We start from the raw sequence: 15,225 nt of genomic DNA on the forward strand, positions 1-15,225 counted from the left end.
CCGGGTCAGGTCAGGAAGCCCCGCAGCAGGGCCGCCGTGCCGGCGCAGTGCTCGCGCATCACCTCCCGGGCCCCGTCCGCGTCCCCCTCCAGCACCGCCTCCACCAGCGCGGTGTGCTGCCGCTGGGAGTGCTCCAGGTTGCGCACCAGCAGCGGGATGCAGTCCAGCAGGTCGTTCACCGTGGCCCGGACCGCCGCGTACCGCTCGGCCAGCGACGGCGAGCCGCACAGCTCGGCCAGCGTCAGGTGCAGCAGCGTGTCCGCCCGCCGGTAGTCCGCGAGCGGGGCCTCGCGGGTGCGCTCCAACGCGTCCCGCAGCCGCCGCGCGCGCTCCCCGGACAGCCCGTGCGCCGCGCACAGCCCGGCCGCGCCCACCTCCAGCACCTCGCGGAAGCGCAGCACGTCCTCGATGTCGACCCCGGCCACCCGGCGCCGCAGCTCGTCCTCGCCGCCCACGTCCGGACGCGGCAGCACGAACGTTCCGCCGTACCGCCCGCGCCGCGCCCGGACCAGCCCCTGGTCCTGGAGCACCTTCAGCACCTCGCGCAGCGTCACCCGGCTGATCCCGAGCCGCTCCGCCAGCTCCCGCTCGGCCGGCAGCCGCCCGCCGTCCGGCACCAGACCCAGCCGGACGACCTGGAGGATCTGCTCCAGCGCCTCCTCGAAGCCGTTGCCCGCCCGCACCGGCCGCAGCACCGCGGTGAGCCGGTCCTGAGGCGTGTCCGGGCCCGCCTCCCGTGCCATCCGCCGTGCCCCCTTCCCAACCAATGGTTCCCGGCAATACCTTATGGCTCCCGGCTCGGCCGGGAACAGCGCGTTGACGCCGAAGGAGGCTCTCCCGTGGCAGACCGCACACCCCCGCTCACCGTCGAGGAGCTGCACGCCCTCGTCGCGGCCGGTGAGATCGACACCGTCGTCCTGGCCTTCCCCGACATGCAAGGACGGCTCCAGGGCAAGCGGTTCGCCGCCCGCTTCTTCCTCGACGAGGTACTCCACCACGGCACCGAGGGCTGCGACTACCTCCTCGCGGTCGACCCCGAGATGAACACCGTCGACGGCTACGCGATGTCCTCCTGGGAGCGCGGCTACGGCGACTTCGCCATGCGCCCCGACCCCGCCACCCTGCGCCGCGTCCCCTGGCACCCCGGCACCGCCCTGCTCCTGGCCGACCTCGCCTGGAACGACGGCACCCCGGTCGCCGTCGCGCCCCGCCAGATCCTGCGCCGCCAGCTGGAGCGGCTCGCCGCCCTCGGCTACACCGCCCAGGCCGGCACCGAGCTGGAGTTCATCGTCTTCAAGGACAGCTACGAGGCGGCCTGGGACGCGGGCTACCGCGGCCTGACCCCCGCCAACCAGTACAACGTCGACTACTCCATCCTCGGCACCGGCCGCGTCGAACCCCTGCTGCGCCGGCTGCGCAACGACATGGCCGGCGCCGGCCTCACCGTGGAGTCCGCCAAGGGCGAGTGCAACCCCGGCCAGCACGAGATCGCCTTCCGCTACGCCGAGGCCCTGCGCACCTGCGACCAGCACGCCCTGTACAAGACCGGCGCCAAGGAGATCGCCGCCCAGGAGGGCGTCTCGATCACCTTCATGGCCAAGTACAACGAACGCGAGGGCAACTCCTGCCACATCCACCTCTCCCTCGCCGACGCCGACGGCCGCAACGCGATGGCCGGCCCCGACGGCGGCATGTCCGACGTGATGCGGCACTTCCTCGCCGGACAGCTCGCCGCCCTGCGCGACTTCTGCCTCCTGTACGCCCCCAACATCAACTCCTACAAGCGGTTCCAGCCCGGCTCCTTCGCGCCCACCGCCGTCGCCTGGGGCCACGACAACCGCACCTGCGCCCTGCGCGTGGTCGGCCACGGCCGCTCCCTGCGCTTCGAGAACCGGCTCCCCGGCGGCGACGTCAACCCCCACCTCGCCGTCGCCGGACTGGTCGCGGCCGGCCTGTACGGCGTCGAGCACGGGCTCGAACTGCCCGAGCCCTGCGCCGGGAACGCCTACACCGCCGGGTTCGAACACGTCCCGACCACCCTGAGGGAAGCCGCCGAGCTGTGGGAGAACAGCCCGATCGCCAAGGCCGCCTTCGGCGACGAAGTGGTCGCGCACTACCGCAACATGGCGCGCGTCGAGCTGGACGCCTTCGACGCCGCGGTCACCGACTGGGAGCTGCGCCGCTCCTTCGAACGCCTGTGAAAGGTCACCACGTGTCCGACCCGAACGAGCTGACCGTCCTCAACCCCGCCACCGAGGAGATCGTCGCCACCGTCCCCGCCGCGAGCGAGGAGGACGTCGCCGCCGCCGTCGCACGGGCCGTACGGGCCCAGCGGACCTGGGCCGCCCTCGCCCCCGCCGACCGGGCCCGGCTGCTGCGCCGCTTCGCGGACGTGGTCGACGCCCACACCGAGGAACTCGCCCGGCTGGAGGTCAGCGAGGCCGGCCACACCCTCGGCAACGCCCGCTGGGAGGCCGGCAACGCCCGCGACCTGCTCCTGTACGCGGCCGGCGGCGCCGAACGCCTGCTCGGCCGGCAGATCCCGGCACCCGGCGGCTGGGACGTCACCTTCCACGAACCCCTCGGCGTGGTCGGCGTCATCGCCCCCTGGAACTTTCCCATGCCGATCGCCGCCTGGGGCTCCTTCCCGGCGCTCGCCGCGGGCAACGCCGTCGTCCTCAAGCCCGCCGAGGCCACCCCGCTCACCGCGCTCCGCCTCGCCGCCCTGGCCCTGGAGGCCGGCCTGCCCGAACACCTCTTCCAGGTGCTGCCCGGCCACGGCACCACCGCCGGCCGCGCCCTGGTCGACCACCCGGACGTCGCCAAGATCGTCTTCACCGGTTCCACCCGCACCGGCCGCGAGGTCATGGAACGCTGCGCCCGGCTGGTCAAACCGGTCACCCTCGAACTCGGCGGCAAGAGCCCCAACGTCGTCTTCGCCGACGCCGACCTCACCGCCGCCCTCGACCCCTTCTCCTTCCTCGACAACTGCGGCCAGGACTGCTGCGCCCGCACCCGCCTCCTGGTCCAGGAGAGCGTGCTGGACGAGGCCCGGGCGCTGCTCGCCGACGCGCTGGCCGCCGTGGTCGTCGGCGACCCGGCCGACGAGAAGACCCAGATGGGGCCGCTGATCTCGGCACGGCAACGGGAGCGCGTACGGTCCTACGTCCCCGACGACGCCCCGGCCCTGCGCGGCAGCGCCCCCGACGGCCCCGGCTTCTGGTTCCCGCCGACCGTCCTCACCGCCGAGCGGCCCGACGGCCGGGCGGCCCGCGAGGAGATCTTCGGCCCCGTGGCCGTCCTGCTCCCCTTCACCGACGAGCAGGACGCCGTCCGCCTCGCCAACGACACCCCCTACGGCCTGTCCGGCTCGGTCTGGACCCGGGACCTGGGCCGCGCCCTGCGCGTCTCCCAGGCCGTCCGCGCGGGCAACCTGTCCGTGAACTCCCACTCCAGCGTCCGCTACTGGACCCCGTTCGGCGGCTTCAAACAGTCCGGCCTCGGCCGCGAACTCGGCCCCGACGCCCTGACCGCCTTCACCGAGACCAAGAACGTCTTCATCAGCACGGAGGGCCCCGAGAAGTGACCGCCACCACCGAGAACCATGTCTGCCGCCGCCTGACCGGCCGTACCGCCGTCGTGACCGGGGCCGGCAGCGGCATCGGCCTCGCCACCGCCCGCCGCCTCGCCTCCGAAGGGGCCCACGTGGTCTGCGCGGACATCGACGAGACCACCGGCAAGGCCGCCGCCGGGGAGGTGGGCGGACTCTTCGTCAAGACCGACGTCACCGACCCCGAACAGGTCGAGGCGCTGTTCCAGGCGGCCTACGACACCTACGGCAGCGTCGACGTCGCCTTCAACAACGCCGGCATCTCCCCGCCCGACGACGACTCCATCCTCGAGACCGGCCTGGAGGCATGGAAGCGCGTCCAGGAGGTCAACCTCACCTCCGTGTACCTGTGCTGCAAGGCCGCCATCCCCTACATGCGGCGCCAGGGCAAGGGCTCCATCATCAACACCGCGTCCTTCGTGGCCCGGATGGGCGCCGCCACCAGCCAGATCTCGTACACCGCCTCCAAGGGCGGAGTCCTCGCCATGTCCCGCGAACTCGGCGTGCAGTTCGCCCGGGAGGGCATCCGGGTCAACGCCCTGTGCCCCGGCCCGGTCAACACCCCGCTGCTGCGGGAGCTGTTCGCCAAGGACCCCGAGCGCGCCGCGCGCCGCCTGGTGCACATCCCCGCCGGGCGGTTCGCCGAGGCCGAGGAGATCGCCGCCGCCGTCGCCTTCCTGGCCAGCGACGACTCCTCCTTCGTCAACGCCACCGACTTCCTGGTGGACGGCGGCCTCACCGGCGCCTACGTCACCCCCCTGTAGGACGCCTCACAGGAAGGTGTGCCCCTCACCCCGGTAGGTCGGCACGGTCGCGGCCACCGTGTCCCCCTCGATCAGGTGCAGCGCCTCGAACCGCTCGCACAGCTCGCCCGCCTTGGCGTGCCGGAACCACACCTTGTCGCCTATGAGCAGGTCGTCGGCGGGCGAGCCGAGCAGCGGGGTCTGCACCTCCCCGGGGCCCTCCTGCGGGTCGTACCGCAGCCCCTCGGGCAGATACGGCACCGGCAGCCGGTCGGGCCCGGAGGCACCGGAGGCCGGATAGCCGCCGCCGAGCACGGTCACCACCCCCACCCCGGGCCGCCGGACCACCGGCTGCGCGAACAGGGCGGCCGGACGGCCGGTGAAGGAGGAGTAGTTGTCGAACAGACGCGGCACGTACAGCCCCGAACCGGCGGCGATCTCGGTGACCGCCTCCTCGGCGGCGGTGTGCTGCACGCTGCCGGTGCCGCCGCCGTTCACGAACTCCAGGTCCGGGGCGACGGCCCGCACCGCACGGACGACCGCGGCCCGCCGCTCGGCCAGTTCCCGCCGGGCGGCGGCCTGCATCAGCCGGACCGCCCGGGACCGCAGCGGCCGCCCCGCCACCGCGTCCCCGACCCCGGCGACATGTCCCTCGTACGCCATGATCCCCACCAGCCGGAAACCCGGCCGCCGGGCCACCGAGCGTGCCAGCTCGGCGAGTTGGGCGGGGGAGTGCAGCGGCGAGCGCCGGGCGCCGATCCGCACCCGGCCGCCCAGCAGCCGCAGCGAGGTGTCCAGCTCCAGGCAGACCCGGACGACTTCGCGCCCGCCGTCGCGGGCCGCGTCGATGAGGTCCAGGTGCGCCGGATCGTCGATCATCACGGTGACGGCACCCGCGAGCTTCGGATCGGCGGCCAGCTCGGCGTACCCCGCCCGGTCGGCGGACGGATAGGCCAGCAGCACGTCCTCGAACCCCGACCGCGCCAGCCACAGCGACTCGGCCAGGGTGAACGACATGACGCCCCGGAAGCCGTCCTTGGCCAGGACCCGCTCCAGCAGGGCCCGGCAGCGCACCGACTTGCTGGCGACCCGCACGGGCTTGCCCCCGGCCCGGCGCAGCAGGTCGTCCGCGTTGGCGTCGAACGCGTCCAGGTCCACGATCGCGAGGGGGGCGTCGAGATGGGCGGTGGCCCGGTCGTAACGGGCCCGGGCGGCGGCAGGCGCAGTCATGGCGGAAGCCTGCCAGAGAGGATTACCGCAGGGTAGGGGGACGTTCCGGGCAGATGCCCCGGGCGCGCGGACCGGTTCCGTCCGGGCCCCCGGCAAGCCGTAGAGTGACGCGCACGTACGGCGGACCGCGCCCGGCACACCAGGTGAACCGGGATGCCCGTCCGGCCGTACGGGTATGCGTGCCCGGGAGGAACCAGCGCACCGGGCGCGGCCGGACGGCGGACGGCCCGCGTACGAAGGAAACGGCCCTGGGCACGAGGAAACGGGGGGTGCATGAGCACGGAGGCGCGGCACACCCCCGTACCGCCCCGCCCCTCGGCCCCGCCCCCCGCCGCGGGCACGGCCCGCCCCGACACGGGGACCGCCGGTACGGTCCCGCGCCCGTCCACGCCTACGGCCCCCCGCCCGGCCGACGATCCCGACGACGAGCCGTCGGTCTTCACCCCGCGCGCCGTACGGCCCCCGCGTCCCGCGGCGGTACCCGAGGCCCCCGACCCGGTGAGCCCGCCTCCGCCGCCCGCGTCGGCCCGCTTCCCCGACGTACCGCCGAGCGCGGGCGGCGGGCCGGCGGGGGGCGGCGCGGTGCGCTCCGGCGGCCGTGCCGGGCAGGCGCCGGCTCCCGCCCGGACGCCCGTGGGAACGGCCGGGGCGAGCGCCTCGCGGACCGTCACCGGGCCTGCCGCCCAGGCGGCGCGGGCGGCGGGGGCCGGGCCACGGTCCGGTGCGGAGCCGCCCCGGCGGGAGGCGCCCCGGCAGGGCGCTCCGGCCGAGCCGGCGTCGGAGACGACCAGGCGGCTCCGGCCCGTCCCGCCCGCCTCCGCTGACGCACCGTCACCCGCCGCGCCCCCGACCGGAGTACGGGCGTGGGAGCCGGGACGGTCCGGCGTGCCCGGCCCGGGCCGCCCCTGGAGCGCGGCGCCGGCCGACCGGCCCCTCGTGTCGTTCGCGGAACCCGAGCTGTCCGGCGCGCGCGTCCGCCCCCGGGTCGGGCCGCGCACCGCCGCTGCCGCCGCCTGCCTCGTCCTCGGCCTCGGCCTCATCGGCGGGGCCGCCGCCGGGAGCCGGCTCGCCGGAGACGGCGACGACGACGCCGCCCGCACCGCGTACACCGCCGCCGGCACCCTGTGGCACAGCGTGCCCGTGGACCGGCTCTTCCCGCCCACCGTCCAGGGCACCGGGGCCGGCCCCGGCGGAGCCGACCGCACCTGGACCCGCATCGCCGTGGCCCCGGACGGCGACTGCGCCCACGCCTTCGACCCGCTGCTGGCCCGGGCCCTCGCCCCGGTCGGCTGCCGACGGCTGCTGCGCGCCACCTACACCGACGCCACCCAGAGCCACGTCACCACCGTCGGCCTGCTGTTCACCAAGGCCGACCCCGCCGCCATGTCCGCGCTCGCCGCCCGCTTCCGCGCCGAACGCCTGGACCGGCGCCCCGACCTGATGCCCCGGCCCTACGCCGCCCCCGGCACGGCCGCCGCCGGCTTCGGCGACCGGCAGCGGGCCTCCTGGACCCTCTCCGTCCTCACCGAAGCCCCCGTGGTGGCGTACGCCGTCTCCGGCTGGGCCGACGGCCGTACCGTCGACGAGCCCCAGCCCGCCGCCGACGCCGTCCGTACCGGCGCCGCCACCGCACCGGCCCAGGCCGGCCTCGGCAACGAGGCCAAGGGGCTGGCCGACCGCGTCGAACGGCGGCTGCGCAAGACCATCGGCACGGCCACGGAGAAGTCCGCATGACCCGACCGACCGGCCGCCGCGGGGCCCTCGCCGCCGTGGCGAGCCTGCTGCTCACCGGCTCCCTCGCCCTGCTGCCCGCCGCCCCGGCCCACGCCGACGGCCTGCGCGCCCAGCAGTGGGCCCTGACCGCGCTCCACCTGGAGCAGGCCTGGCGGACCACCGAGGGCCGGGGCGTCACCGTCGCCGTCCTTGACACAGGCGTGGAGTCCGACCACCCGGACCTCGCCGGGAACGTGCTGCCCGGCAAGGACATGATCGGCTTCGGCGCCGGGCCCGGCGAGCGCCTGTGGGCCCGGCACGGCACCGCCATGGCCGGCATCATCGCCGGGCACGGCCACGGCCCCGGCAACGCCGACGGCGTCCTCGGCGTGGCCCCGGAGGCGAAGATCCTGCCGGTCCGCGTGATCCTGGAGGACGGCGACCCGGCCCGCGCCAAGGCCCGCACCACCCGCGGCACCGCCCTGGCCGACGGCATCCGCTGGGCCGCCGACCACGGCGCCGACGTCATCAACCTCTCCCTCGGCGACGACTCGAACTCGGCCCACCCCGAACCCGGCGAGGACGAGGCCGTGCAGTACGCCCTGGGCAAGGGCGTGGTCGTCGTCGCCTCCGCGGGCAACGGCGGCGACAAGGGCGACCACGTCTCCTACCCGGCCGCCTACCCGGGCGTCATCGCCGCCACCGCCGTGGACAAGTACGGCACCCGCGCCGCCTTCTCCACCCGCCGCTGGTACGCGGCCGTCAGCGCGCCCGGCGTCGACGTCGTCATCGCCGACCCCGACCACAAGTACTACGCGGGCTGGGGCACCAGCGCGGCCTCCGCCTTCGTCTCCGGGGCGGCGGCCCTGATCCGGTCGGTGTACCCGGACCTGGCCCCGGCCCAGATCAAGAAGCTGCTGGAGGACACCGCGCGGGACGCCCCGGCCGGCGGCCGGGACGACTCCCGGGGCTTCGGCATGATCGACCCGGCGGCGGCGCTGGAGGCCGCCGCCCGCCTCGAACCGCGCCGCCTGCACGCCGCGTCGTACGGCGAGAAGTACTTCGGCTCCGGCCCGGACGCCCCCGAGGCCGCCGACACCACCGCCGACTGGGCGGCCCCGCTCGCGGCCGGCACGGGCGCGGTCCTCCTGGCGGCCGGGGCGCTCCTGTGGCGCAGCCGCGGCCGGCGGCCCTGAGATCCGCTATCCGGCGACGTACCCGATCTCCGGGTGGCGTGCCGACGCGCCCCGCAGCAGCAGTCCGGTGTCGGGCCGGCCGCGCAGCTGGAGGTCGAAGAAGGCCCGCACCGTGGCCCGTACGGCCGCCACCGCCCGGTCCGCGGGGACCGTGCCGACCGGCAACGGCAGCCCGGGCGGAAGCTGCGGCGCGAGGGCGACGATGTCGCTGAAGGACAGGTGCCCGGCGTCGGCGAGCCGCAGGCAGCGGCGCCAGCCGCGCAGGTTCCGCCAGAACTCGGGCCAGTGCGGGTCCTTGACCAGGCCGTCGTGCTCCGCCGTGTCCATCAGCAGGAACGGCCGGTCCAGGCCGCGCCCGACCACGGGGCCGAACACCGTGCCGTCCAGGTCGGCGCCGGCCCGCACCCGGTGGTCCAGGTCCATCAGGGCCGCCGCCGCGGCACCGCCCCGGGAGTGGCCGAAGGCCCCCACGCGCGTCGGATCGAGGGCGGCGCGCAGCCCGCGGGGGAGCCGCCGCCGTCCGGGGCCGGGAACACCACCCCGGGCCGGGACGGTGAGGTGGTCGAGCACGAACCGCAGGTCGGCGGCGCGCACCGCGACCGCGGCGACGACCTCCTCCTCGCTGTCCTCGCCGACGGAGAGCACCACACGGCCGTCGGGGAACTCCACCTCACCCGAGTCGTAGGGGTGGTCGACCGTGACCACGGCATACCCCCAGGACACCAGCTCCTCGACCACCAGGGTGTTGAACGTGCGGTCCGAGGCCGCGCCCGGGGAGTACAGGAGCACCGGGTACCGGCCCGGCCGGGCCGGCGCCCCCTCCGCGCCGTGCGTCAGGGGCATCGCGTAGCCGTCCAGCGCACCGCCGTACCGTGCCTTCAGCGCCCGCTCGGCGCCCGGCGGCAGCCACGGCAGCCGCGGGCGGTCCCGGACGTCCACGGCCGGATAGGCGACGGTCGCCATCAGCTCGCGCGGCAGGCCCGACCAGGGGTCGGTCCGCGACCGGTCGACCAGGTGCAGCTCGACCGCGCCCACCGCGAACGGCCCGGTCGGGCCGGCCAGCCGGAGGGGGACGGGGCCGGACGCCGAGGCGTACGCGGGCGCCGGCAGCGAGACGGCCGCGGCGGCCGCGAGGCCACCGGCGATCAGGGAACGGCGAGACGGACGTACGGGAGGCACCGCGCTCCTTCCACGACCGGACTCCCGGCACGATGAGGAGAACGCCGGCGTCCGGCCTGCTGAAGATCAACTGCCCCGGAGTCTAAAAGAGTTGACGTAAGGGCCTCGCCGCGCCCCCGGCGCCCGGCGCCTCGCGGCTGCCCGGCTCCCGTCCCGCTCCCGGGGTTCCCGGCCCCGTACCGGCCCGGCGGCCCGTACCCGCCGGGCCCCCGATAGGGTCGGTGACCGTGGCGAACAAGAACATTCCCGACCCCGGCTTCTCCGACGACGACGGCTCCGCCGACCCCCGGCTGAGCGCCGCGCTCGCCGCCTGGGCCGAGGACCGCGGCGCCGTCGGGCCCGTCCTGGAGGCGCTCAAGGGCGCCCGCCTGCTGGTCCCCGTCGTCGCCGTGCTCGGCGAGGTCGAGGAGGACGAGAACGGGCTGCGCCGCGAGAAGACCAGCGACATGGCCGTGCCCACGCTGAAGGCCGGCGACCGCACAGCGCTGCCCGCCTTCACCTCCACCGACTCCCTGGCCCGCTGGGACCCCGCCGCCCGCCCGGTCGCCGTACCCCTGCACCAGGCGCTCCAGGCCGCCGCGCACGAGAGGGCCGACACGGTCGTGCTGGACCTCGCCGGACCGGTGCCCTTCGAGCTGACCGGCCCGGCGCTGCTCGCCCTCGCCGAGGGACGCACCAGCACCGACCCGCTCGCCGACCCGGCCGTGGTGGCGGCCGTCCGCACGGCGGTGGCGGCGGAGCCCGCCGTGCTGCGCGCCCACCTCGGCCCCGGGCGGGCCGACGGCACCCTCGCCCTCGTCCTCGACCCGGCGGCGCCGCCCGCCGAGGCCGCCCGCGCGGTCGCCGGACGGCTCGCCGCCGACGAAACACTGCGGGCCCGCCTGGTGCGCGGCCTCGACCTGGCACTGCTGCCGGCCGGGACCACGCCTCCGGGCGAGCCCTTGTACGTGAGGGAATGAGGCCGTACGCGAGGTACGGGAAGGGTCAGCCGTAGACCGGGCCGGTGTACTTCTCGCCCGGGCCCTGGCCCGGCTCGTCCGGGACGAGCGACGCCTCGCGGAACGCCAGCTGGAGCGACTTCAGGCCGTCGCGCAGCGGGGCCGCGTGGAAGGAGCTGATCTCGGTCGCGCTCGCGTCCAGCAGACCGGCGAGCCCGGTGATCAGCTTGCGGGCCTCGTCCAGGTCCTTGTACTTCTCGCCCTCCTCGCTCAGCCCGAGCTTCACGGCGGCGGCGCTCATCAGGTTGACGGCGACCGTCACGATCACCTCGACGGCGGGGACCTCGGCGATGTCCCGGGTCATCGCGTCGAAGTCGGGGGACTCAGGAGGGGTGTCACTCATGCCCCACACGATAGGCCCCGCCGGGCGCGCCCCGGCCCGCGGGAGCCCGCCCCGCACGGCCCCCGCGCACGGTTTGGCACCCTCTGCGGCAACCCTGTAGTCTGGGGGAAACGACCGGCCGGACACCTGCGTGTTCGGCCCACAAGTGGAGGCTCCGATCTCCCACCTGCTCCGTCCCCCGGGACGGCGGGTCCGGTCAGGTGACCGCCATCGTTCCGTACGGGCGATGGAGTCGCCCGAAAGCGCGCCCCGCGACATCGCGGCGGTGCTCCGGATGTATTGGAGCCCCGCAGGTGATCGTCCGGGGCATTTTTGTTGCTTCGGCGCGGTTAGGTCTAACGAACACAGACGTTACGCGGCTGTCCGCCAGACCGTCGCGTGGTGCTACCGAGGAGGATCCATCAGCGCCGAGCCCCGCATCAACGACCGGATTCGCGTTCCCGAGGTGCGACTTGTCGGTCCCAGTGGCGAGCAGGTCGGCATCGTGCCGCTCGCGAAGGCACTGGAGCTTGCGCAGGAGTACGACCTGGACCTGGTCGAGGTCGCGGCGAACGCCCGTCCGCCCGTGTGCAAGCTCATGGACTACGGGAAGTTCAAGTACGAGTCGGCCATGAAGGCCCGTGAGGCGCGCAAGAACCAGGCGCACACGGTCATCAAGGAGATGAAGCTCCGGCCGAAGATCGACCCGCACGACTATGACACCAAGAAGGGTCACGTCGTCCGGTTCCTCAAGCAGGGCGACAAGGTCAAGATCACGATCATGTTCCGTGGCCGTGAGCAGTCCCGCCCCGAGCTGGGCTACCGACTGCTGCAGCGGCTCGCGGAGGACGTCCAGGACCTCGGTTTCGTCGAGTCGAACCCGAAGCAGGACGGCCGCAACATGATCATGGTCCTCGGTCCGCACAAGAAGAAGACCGAGGCGATGGCCGAGGCCCGTCAGGCGCAGGAGGCCCGCAAGGCCGAGGCGAAGGCGAACCCTGGCAAGTCGCAGAACCCTGCCGAGGCCGAGGCACCGTCCGAGGAGCCGGCCGAGGCGTGATCCCCGGGGGATGTACACCCCAGTACGTCCCCGAGGATGTAACCGAAAGAAGAGAGCGACGCTCCACCGTGCCCGGTTTTCACGACCGGGCACCGGAGCGCCACCGACGAGGAGATAACGGCGCTATGCCGAAGAACAAGTCGCACAGCGGTGCCAGCAAGCGCTTCAAGGTCACCGGCTCCGGCAAGGTGCTCCGTGAGCGCGCCGGCAAGCGCCACCTGCTCGAGCACAAGTCGTCCCGCGTCACGCGTCGCCTCACCGGCAACGCCGAGATGGCCCCGGGCGACGCCGCGAAGATCAAGAAGCTTCTCGGCAAGTGACGCGGCGGCGCCCTGTGGGCGCCGAGCGTCTGGACCGGGACCGAATCGTTTCCGGGTCGTGTGAGGACCCCCACGACCCCGCTACAAGGAGTTAACAAGTGGCACGCGTCAAGCGGGCAGTCAACGCCCACAAGAAGCGCCGGGCGATCCTGGAGCAGGCCTCCGGCTACCGCGGTCAGCGTTCGCGCCTGTACCGCAAGGCCAAGGAGCAGGTCACCCACTCGCTGGTCTACAACTACAACGACCGCAAGAAGCGCAAGGGCGACTTCCGTCAGCTGTGGATCCAGCGCATCAACGCCGCTGCCCGCGCCAACGGCATCACCTACAACCGCTTCATCCAGGGTCTGAAGGCCGCGAACGTCGAGGTCGACCGCAAGATCCTGGCCGAGCTGGCCGTGAACGACGCGAACGCCTTCGCGGCGCTCGTCGAGGTCGCGCAGAAGGCGCTGCCGTCGGACGTCAACGCGCCCAAGGCCGCGTGACGCTGCGCTGGCTCTAGCCGACGTTCACTTCGGGACCCGCAGGCTGCATAAGCTTGCGGGTCCTGCTGTTGGGGCCGCCAGGCAGTCGTTCGGCTGCCCGCCGGTGGGGGCTTGTCGCGCAGTTCCCCGCGCCCCTTACGGGGCGCCGCAGCCGCCCCGCGTGGAAACCAGCACAACTCATCCGAAGGTGAAGAACAACATGCCCCCCGTCAGCCCCGAGCTGATCTCCTCCCGGTCCGCGCGTGTTTCTGCTGCTCGGCGGCTTGCCAAGCGGAACTTCCGGGGGAAGGACCGGCTGTTTCTCGCCGAGGGGCCGCAGGCCGTGCGGGAAGGGGCCGGGCACCGGGGGGCCGACGGCAGCGCGACGCTCGTGGAGCTGTTCGCCACCGTCGAGGCCGCCGAGCGGTACCCCGACATCGTGGCGGAGGCGCGGGACGCCGGCGCCCGGGTGCACCTGGCCTCCGAGGAGGTCATCGCCGAGATCTCCACCACCGTCACCCCGCAGGGCCTGGTCGGGGTCTGCCGGTTCCTGGACACCCCCTTCGAGGAGATCCTCGCCGCTCGGCCCAAGCTGGTCGCCGTCCTCGCCCACGTACGCGACCCCGGCAACGCCGGCACCGTGCTGCGCTGCGCCGACGCCGCCGGCGCGGAGGCCGTGATCCTCACCGACGCCTCCGTGGACCTGTACAACCCCAAGGCCGTCCGGGCCTCCGTCGGCTCCCACTTCCACCTGCCCGTCGCCGTCGGCGTGCCCGTCGAGCGGGCCGTGGCAGGCCTGAAGGAGGCCGGGGTGCGGATCCTCGCCGCCGACGGCGCCGGCGACCGCGACCTCGACGAGGAGCTGGACAAGGGCACCATGGGCGGACCCACCGCCTGGGTGTTCGGCAACGAGGCGTGGGGACTGCCCGAGGAGACCCGGGCCCTCGCCGACGCCGTCGTCCGCGTCCCCATCCACGGCAGGGCGGAGAGCCTGAACCTCGCCACGGCCGCCGCCGTATGCCTCTACGCGTCGGCCCGTGCGCAGCGCGCCTCCGGAGGGTGCCGCTCGGTCACCCAGAGCTAGTAGGGTGACCAGCGCGGGGCCCTGCGCCGTCTGAGAGGTGGGGTACGGGGATGAGTGTGGCCGGCACGAGCACCGCGCCGGAGGGACGGAACGAACGGGACACACCTGTGCCCGAGCCGGGCGGACACCGGGGCCTCGACCCGGACCAGCTGCCCGACGGCCTGGTCATCGCCGACGAACAAGGCCGCGTGACCTGCTTCAACGCCGCCGCCGGACGTATCACCGGGGTACCGCCCGCAGACGCCCTCGGACAGCCGCTGGAGAAGGCGCTGCCATTAGAGGACCTGGAGGGGCGCCGCTGGTGGCAGCTCACCGACCCCTACGGCGGACTCGCCGTCCGCACCCGGCAGCCGGAGCGCAATCTGCTGCTGCCGGGCGGCCGGGAGGTCCTGGTCACCGCCCGCTACGTGCGCGACGAACCGCTGGGGCCGGTGCGGTCCGTGGTCGTCTGCCTCCGGGACACCGAGGCCCGCCGCCGCACCGAGCGCAGCCACGCCGAGCTGATCGCCACCGTCGCCCACGAACTGCGCTCTCCGCTGACCTCCGTGAAGGGCTTCACCGCCACCCTGCTCGCCAAGTGGGAGCGCTTCACCGACGACCAGAAGCGGCTCATGCTGGAGACCGTCGACGCCGACGCCGACCGGGTCACCCGGCTCATCGCCGAACTGCTGGACATCTCCCGCATCGACTCCGGGCGCCTGGAGGTCCGCCGCCAGCCCGTCGACATCAAGGCCGCCGTCTCCCGGCACATCCAGGCCTATGTGGCGGCCGGCCAGCCCGCCGAGCGGTTCCTGCTCCGCACCGAACAGCCGCTGCCCGCCCTGTGGGCCGACCCCGACAAGATCGACCAGGTGCTCAGCAACCTCATCGAAAACGCCGTGCGGCACGGCGAGGGAACCGTCACCATTGGCATCACGCCCTCGGCGTCCCCGCGCGAGGGCGAGGAAACCGGCACGTCGGTCACGGTGAGCGACGAAGGGCCCGGCATCCCGGAGGAGTCCATGAACCGCGTCTTCACCCGCTTCTGGCGGGGCAGCAAGCGCGGCGGCACCGGGCTCGGGCTGTACATCGTCAAGGGCATCGTGGAGGCCCACGGCGGCACCATCACGGTCGGCCGTGCCCCCCGCGGCGGCGCCGAGTTCCGATTCACCCTGCCCGTGGCGGCCCCGGCCTATCTCGGCTGACGGCCCACGGGCTCTTCGCATACCTCCACCCCGTTAGACTCGGCCTTTGGCACCTTTGTGTCCTTCACGCGGCCCTCGCGAGTCGGTGACGGGGACCATCCGCCAGCTAATTCGGAAGCACGGGA

General features: G+C 74.3%; 15 protein-coding genes. 11 read left to right on the forward strand and 4 right to left on the reverse strand.

Going from position 1 to position 15,225, the window contains the following annotated elements; all coding sequences use genetic code 11:
* Positions 1 to 5: 5 nt before the first annotated feature.
* On the reverse strand, positions 6 to 743 hold the full coding sequence (locus tag ACSURM_RS29370) for a FadR/GntR family transcriptional regulator (protein WP_436958801.1): 738 nt from the start codon (positions 741 to 743) through the stop codon (positions 6 to 8).
* Positions 744 to 839: 96 nt separating this feature from the next.
* On the opposite strand from ACSURM_RS29370, the gene ACSURM_RS29375 reads away from it, so the two are divergent.
* The 3 genes from ACSURM_RS29375 to ACSURM_RS29385 are packed head-to-tail and all read left to right on the forward strand — an operon-like array spanning position 840 to position 4,374.
* Entirely contained in the window at positions 840 to 2,201 is a 1,362-nt protein-coding gene (locus ACSURM_RS29375) for a glutamine synthetase family protein (RefSeq protein WP_436958802.1), read from the forward strand.
* An 11-nt stretch (positions 2,202 to 2,212) separates the two neighbouring features.
* Positions 2,213 to 3,586 carry an aldehyde dehydrogenase family protein gene (locus ACSURM_RS29380; RefSeq protein WP_436958803.1) on the forward strand — a complete coding sequence of 458 codons (1,374 nt, stop codon included), beginning with the start codon at positions 2,213 to 2,215 and terminating at the stop codon, positions 3,584 to 3,586.
* Positions 3,583 to 4,374, forward strand: coding sequence for a 3-oxoacyl-ACP reductase (locus ACSURM_RS29385; protein ID WP_436958805.1), 792 nt, complete (start codon positions 3,583 to 3,585; stop codon positions 4,372 to 4,374). Before ACSURM_RS29380 ends, ACSURM_RS29385 begins: the two co-directional genes overlap by 4 nt.
* Before the next feature lie 6 nt (positions 4,375 to 4,380).
* Here the strand turns inward: ACSURM_RS29385 and ACSURM_RS29390 are convergent, their stop codons facing one another.
* Entirely contained in the window at positions 4,381 to 5,583 is a 1,203-nt protein-coding gene (locus ACSURM_RS29390) for an amino acid deaminase/aldolase (RefSeq protein WP_436958806.1), read from the reverse strand.
* A gap of 273 nt (positions 5,584 to 5,856) precedes the next feature.
* Between ACSURM_RS29390 and ACSURM_RS29395 the strand changes: the two genes are divergently transcribed.
* A complete protein-coding gene (locus ACSURM_RS29395; RefSeq protein WP_436958807.1) occupies positions 5,857 to 7,317 on the forward strand; it encodes a hypothetical protein in 1,461 nt (486 codons plus the stop codon).
* Positions 7,314 to 8,492 (forward strand): type VII secretion-associated serine protease mycosin, encoded by a 1,179-nt coding sequence (gene mycP / locus ACSURM_RS29400; RefSeq protein WP_436958808.1) that lies wholly within the window; start codon positions 7,314 to 7,316, stop codon positions 8,490 to 8,492. Before ACSURM_RS29395 ends, mycP begins: the two co-directional genes overlap by 4 nt.
* Positions 8,493 to 8,498: 6 nt before the next feature.
* Here the strand turns inward: mycP and ACSURM_RS29405 are convergent, their stop codons facing one another.
* A complete protein-coding gene (locus ACSURM_RS29405; protein ID WP_436958810.1) occupies positions 8,499 to 9,671 on the reverse strand; it encodes an alpha/beta hydrolase family protein in 1,173 nt (390 codons plus the stop codon).
* A 227-nt stretch (positions 9,672 to 9,898) separates the two neighbouring features.
* Here ACSURM_RS29405 and ACSURM_RS29410 point away from each other — a divergent pair, with 227 nt between their 5' ends.
* Positions 9,899 to 10,630 carry an SseB family protein gene (locus ACSURM_RS29410; RefSeq protein ID WP_436958811.1) on the forward strand — a complete coding sequence of 244 codons (732 nt, stop codon included), beginning with the start codon at positions 9,899 to 9,901 and terminating at the stop codon, positions 10,628 to 10,630.
* 25 nt (positions 10,631 to 10,655) lie between these two features.
* On the opposite strand, the gene ACSURM_RS29415 is transcribed toward ACSURM_RS29410, so the two are convergent.
* Positions 10,656 to 11,012: a DUF1844 domain-containing protein gene (locus ACSURM_RS29415; RefSeq protein ID WP_190015665.1), complete on the reverse strand. Its 357-nt coding sequence runs from the start codon at positions 11,010 to 11,012 to the stop codon at positions 10,656 to 10,658.
* A 400-nt stretch (positions 11,013 to 11,412) separates the two neighbouring features.
* Here ACSURM_RS29415 and infC point away from each other — a divergent pair, with 400 nt between their 5' ends.
* The 5 genes from infC (at position 11,413) to ACSURM_RS29440 (ending at position 15,100) form a co-directional block, all read left to right on the forward strand.
* Positions 11,413 to 12,051: a translation initiation factor IF-3 gene (infC, locus tag ACSURM_RS29420; protein ID WP_078637498.1), complete on the forward strand. Its 639-nt coding sequence runs from the start codon at positions 11,413 to 11,415 to the stop codon at positions 12,049 to 12,051.
* Positions 12,052 to 12,176: 125 nt separating this feature from the next.
* Entirely contained in the window at positions 12,177 to 12,371 is a 195-nt protein-coding gene (gene rpmI, locus ACSURM_RS29425) for a 50S ribosomal protein L35 (RefSeq protein ID WP_004933563.1), read from the forward strand.
* A 98-nt stretch (positions 12,372 to 12,469) separates the two neighbouring features.
* Complete coding sequence (gene rplT / locus ACSURM_RS29430; protein ID WP_006141703.1) at positions 12,470 to 12,853, forward strand: 50S ribosomal protein L20; 384 nt, start codon at positions 12,470 to 12,472, stop codon at positions 12,851 to 12,853.
* 199 nt (positions 12,854 to 13,052) lie between these two features.
* A complete protein-coding gene (locus tag ACSURM_RS29435; protein ID WP_436958813.1) occupies positions 13,053 to 13,916 on the forward strand; it encodes a TrmH family RNA methyltransferase in 864 nt (287 codons plus the stop codon).
* Between the two features lie 50 nt (positions 13,917 to 13,966).
* Positions 13,967 to 15,100, forward strand: a complete 1,134-nt coding sequence (locus ACSURM_RS29440) for an ATP-binding protein (protein ID WP_436958814.1) — start codon at positions 13,967 to 13,969, stop codon at positions 15,098 to 15,100.
* Positions 15,101 to 15,225: the final 125 nt, after the last annotated feature.

This window comes from Streptomyces sp. SudanB182_2057, from assembly GCF_964272715.1.
GTDB lineage: Bacteria > Actinomycetota > Actinomycetes > Streptomycetales > Streptomycetaceae > Streptomyces > Streptomyces rubradiris.

What these genes read in the sequence shown, in the direction of transcription:
- ACSURM_RS29370 (WP_436958801.1), bottom strand. Translation starts at nt 743, where the DNA reads ATGGCACGGGAGGCGGGCCCGGACACGCCTCAGGACCGGCTCACCGCG.
- ACSURM_RS29390 (WP_436958806.1), bottom strand. Translation starts at nt 5,583, where the DNA reads ATGACTGCGCCTGCCGCCGCCCGGGCCCGTTACGACCGGGCCACCGCC.
- ACSURM_RS29395 (WP_436958807.1), top strand. Translation starts at nt 5,857, where the DNA reads ATGAGCACGGAGGCGCGGCACACCCCCGTACCGCCCCGCCCCTCGGCC.
- mycP (WP_436958808.1), top strand. Translation starts at nt 7,314, where the DNA reads ATGACCCGACCGACCGGCCGCCGCGGGGCCCTCGCCGCCGTGGCGAGC.
- ACSURM_RS29415 (WP_190015665.1), bottom strand. Translation starts at nt 11,012, where the DNA reads ATGAGTGACACCCCTCCTGAGTCCCCCGACTTCGACGCGATGACCCGG.
- rpmI (WP_004933563.1), top strand. Translation starts at nt 12,177, where the DNA reads ATGCCGAAGAACAAGTCGCACAGCGGTGCCAGCAAGCGCTTCAAGGTC.
- ACSURM_RS29435 (WP_436958813.1), top strand. Translation starts at nt 13,053, where the DNA reads ATGCCCCCCGTCAGCCCCGAGCTGATCTCCTCCCGGTCCGCGCGTGTT.
- ACSURM_RS29440 (WP_436958814.1), top strand. Translation starts at nt 13,967, where the DNA reads ATGAGTGTGGCCGGCACGAGCACCGCGCCGGAGGGACGGAACGAACGG.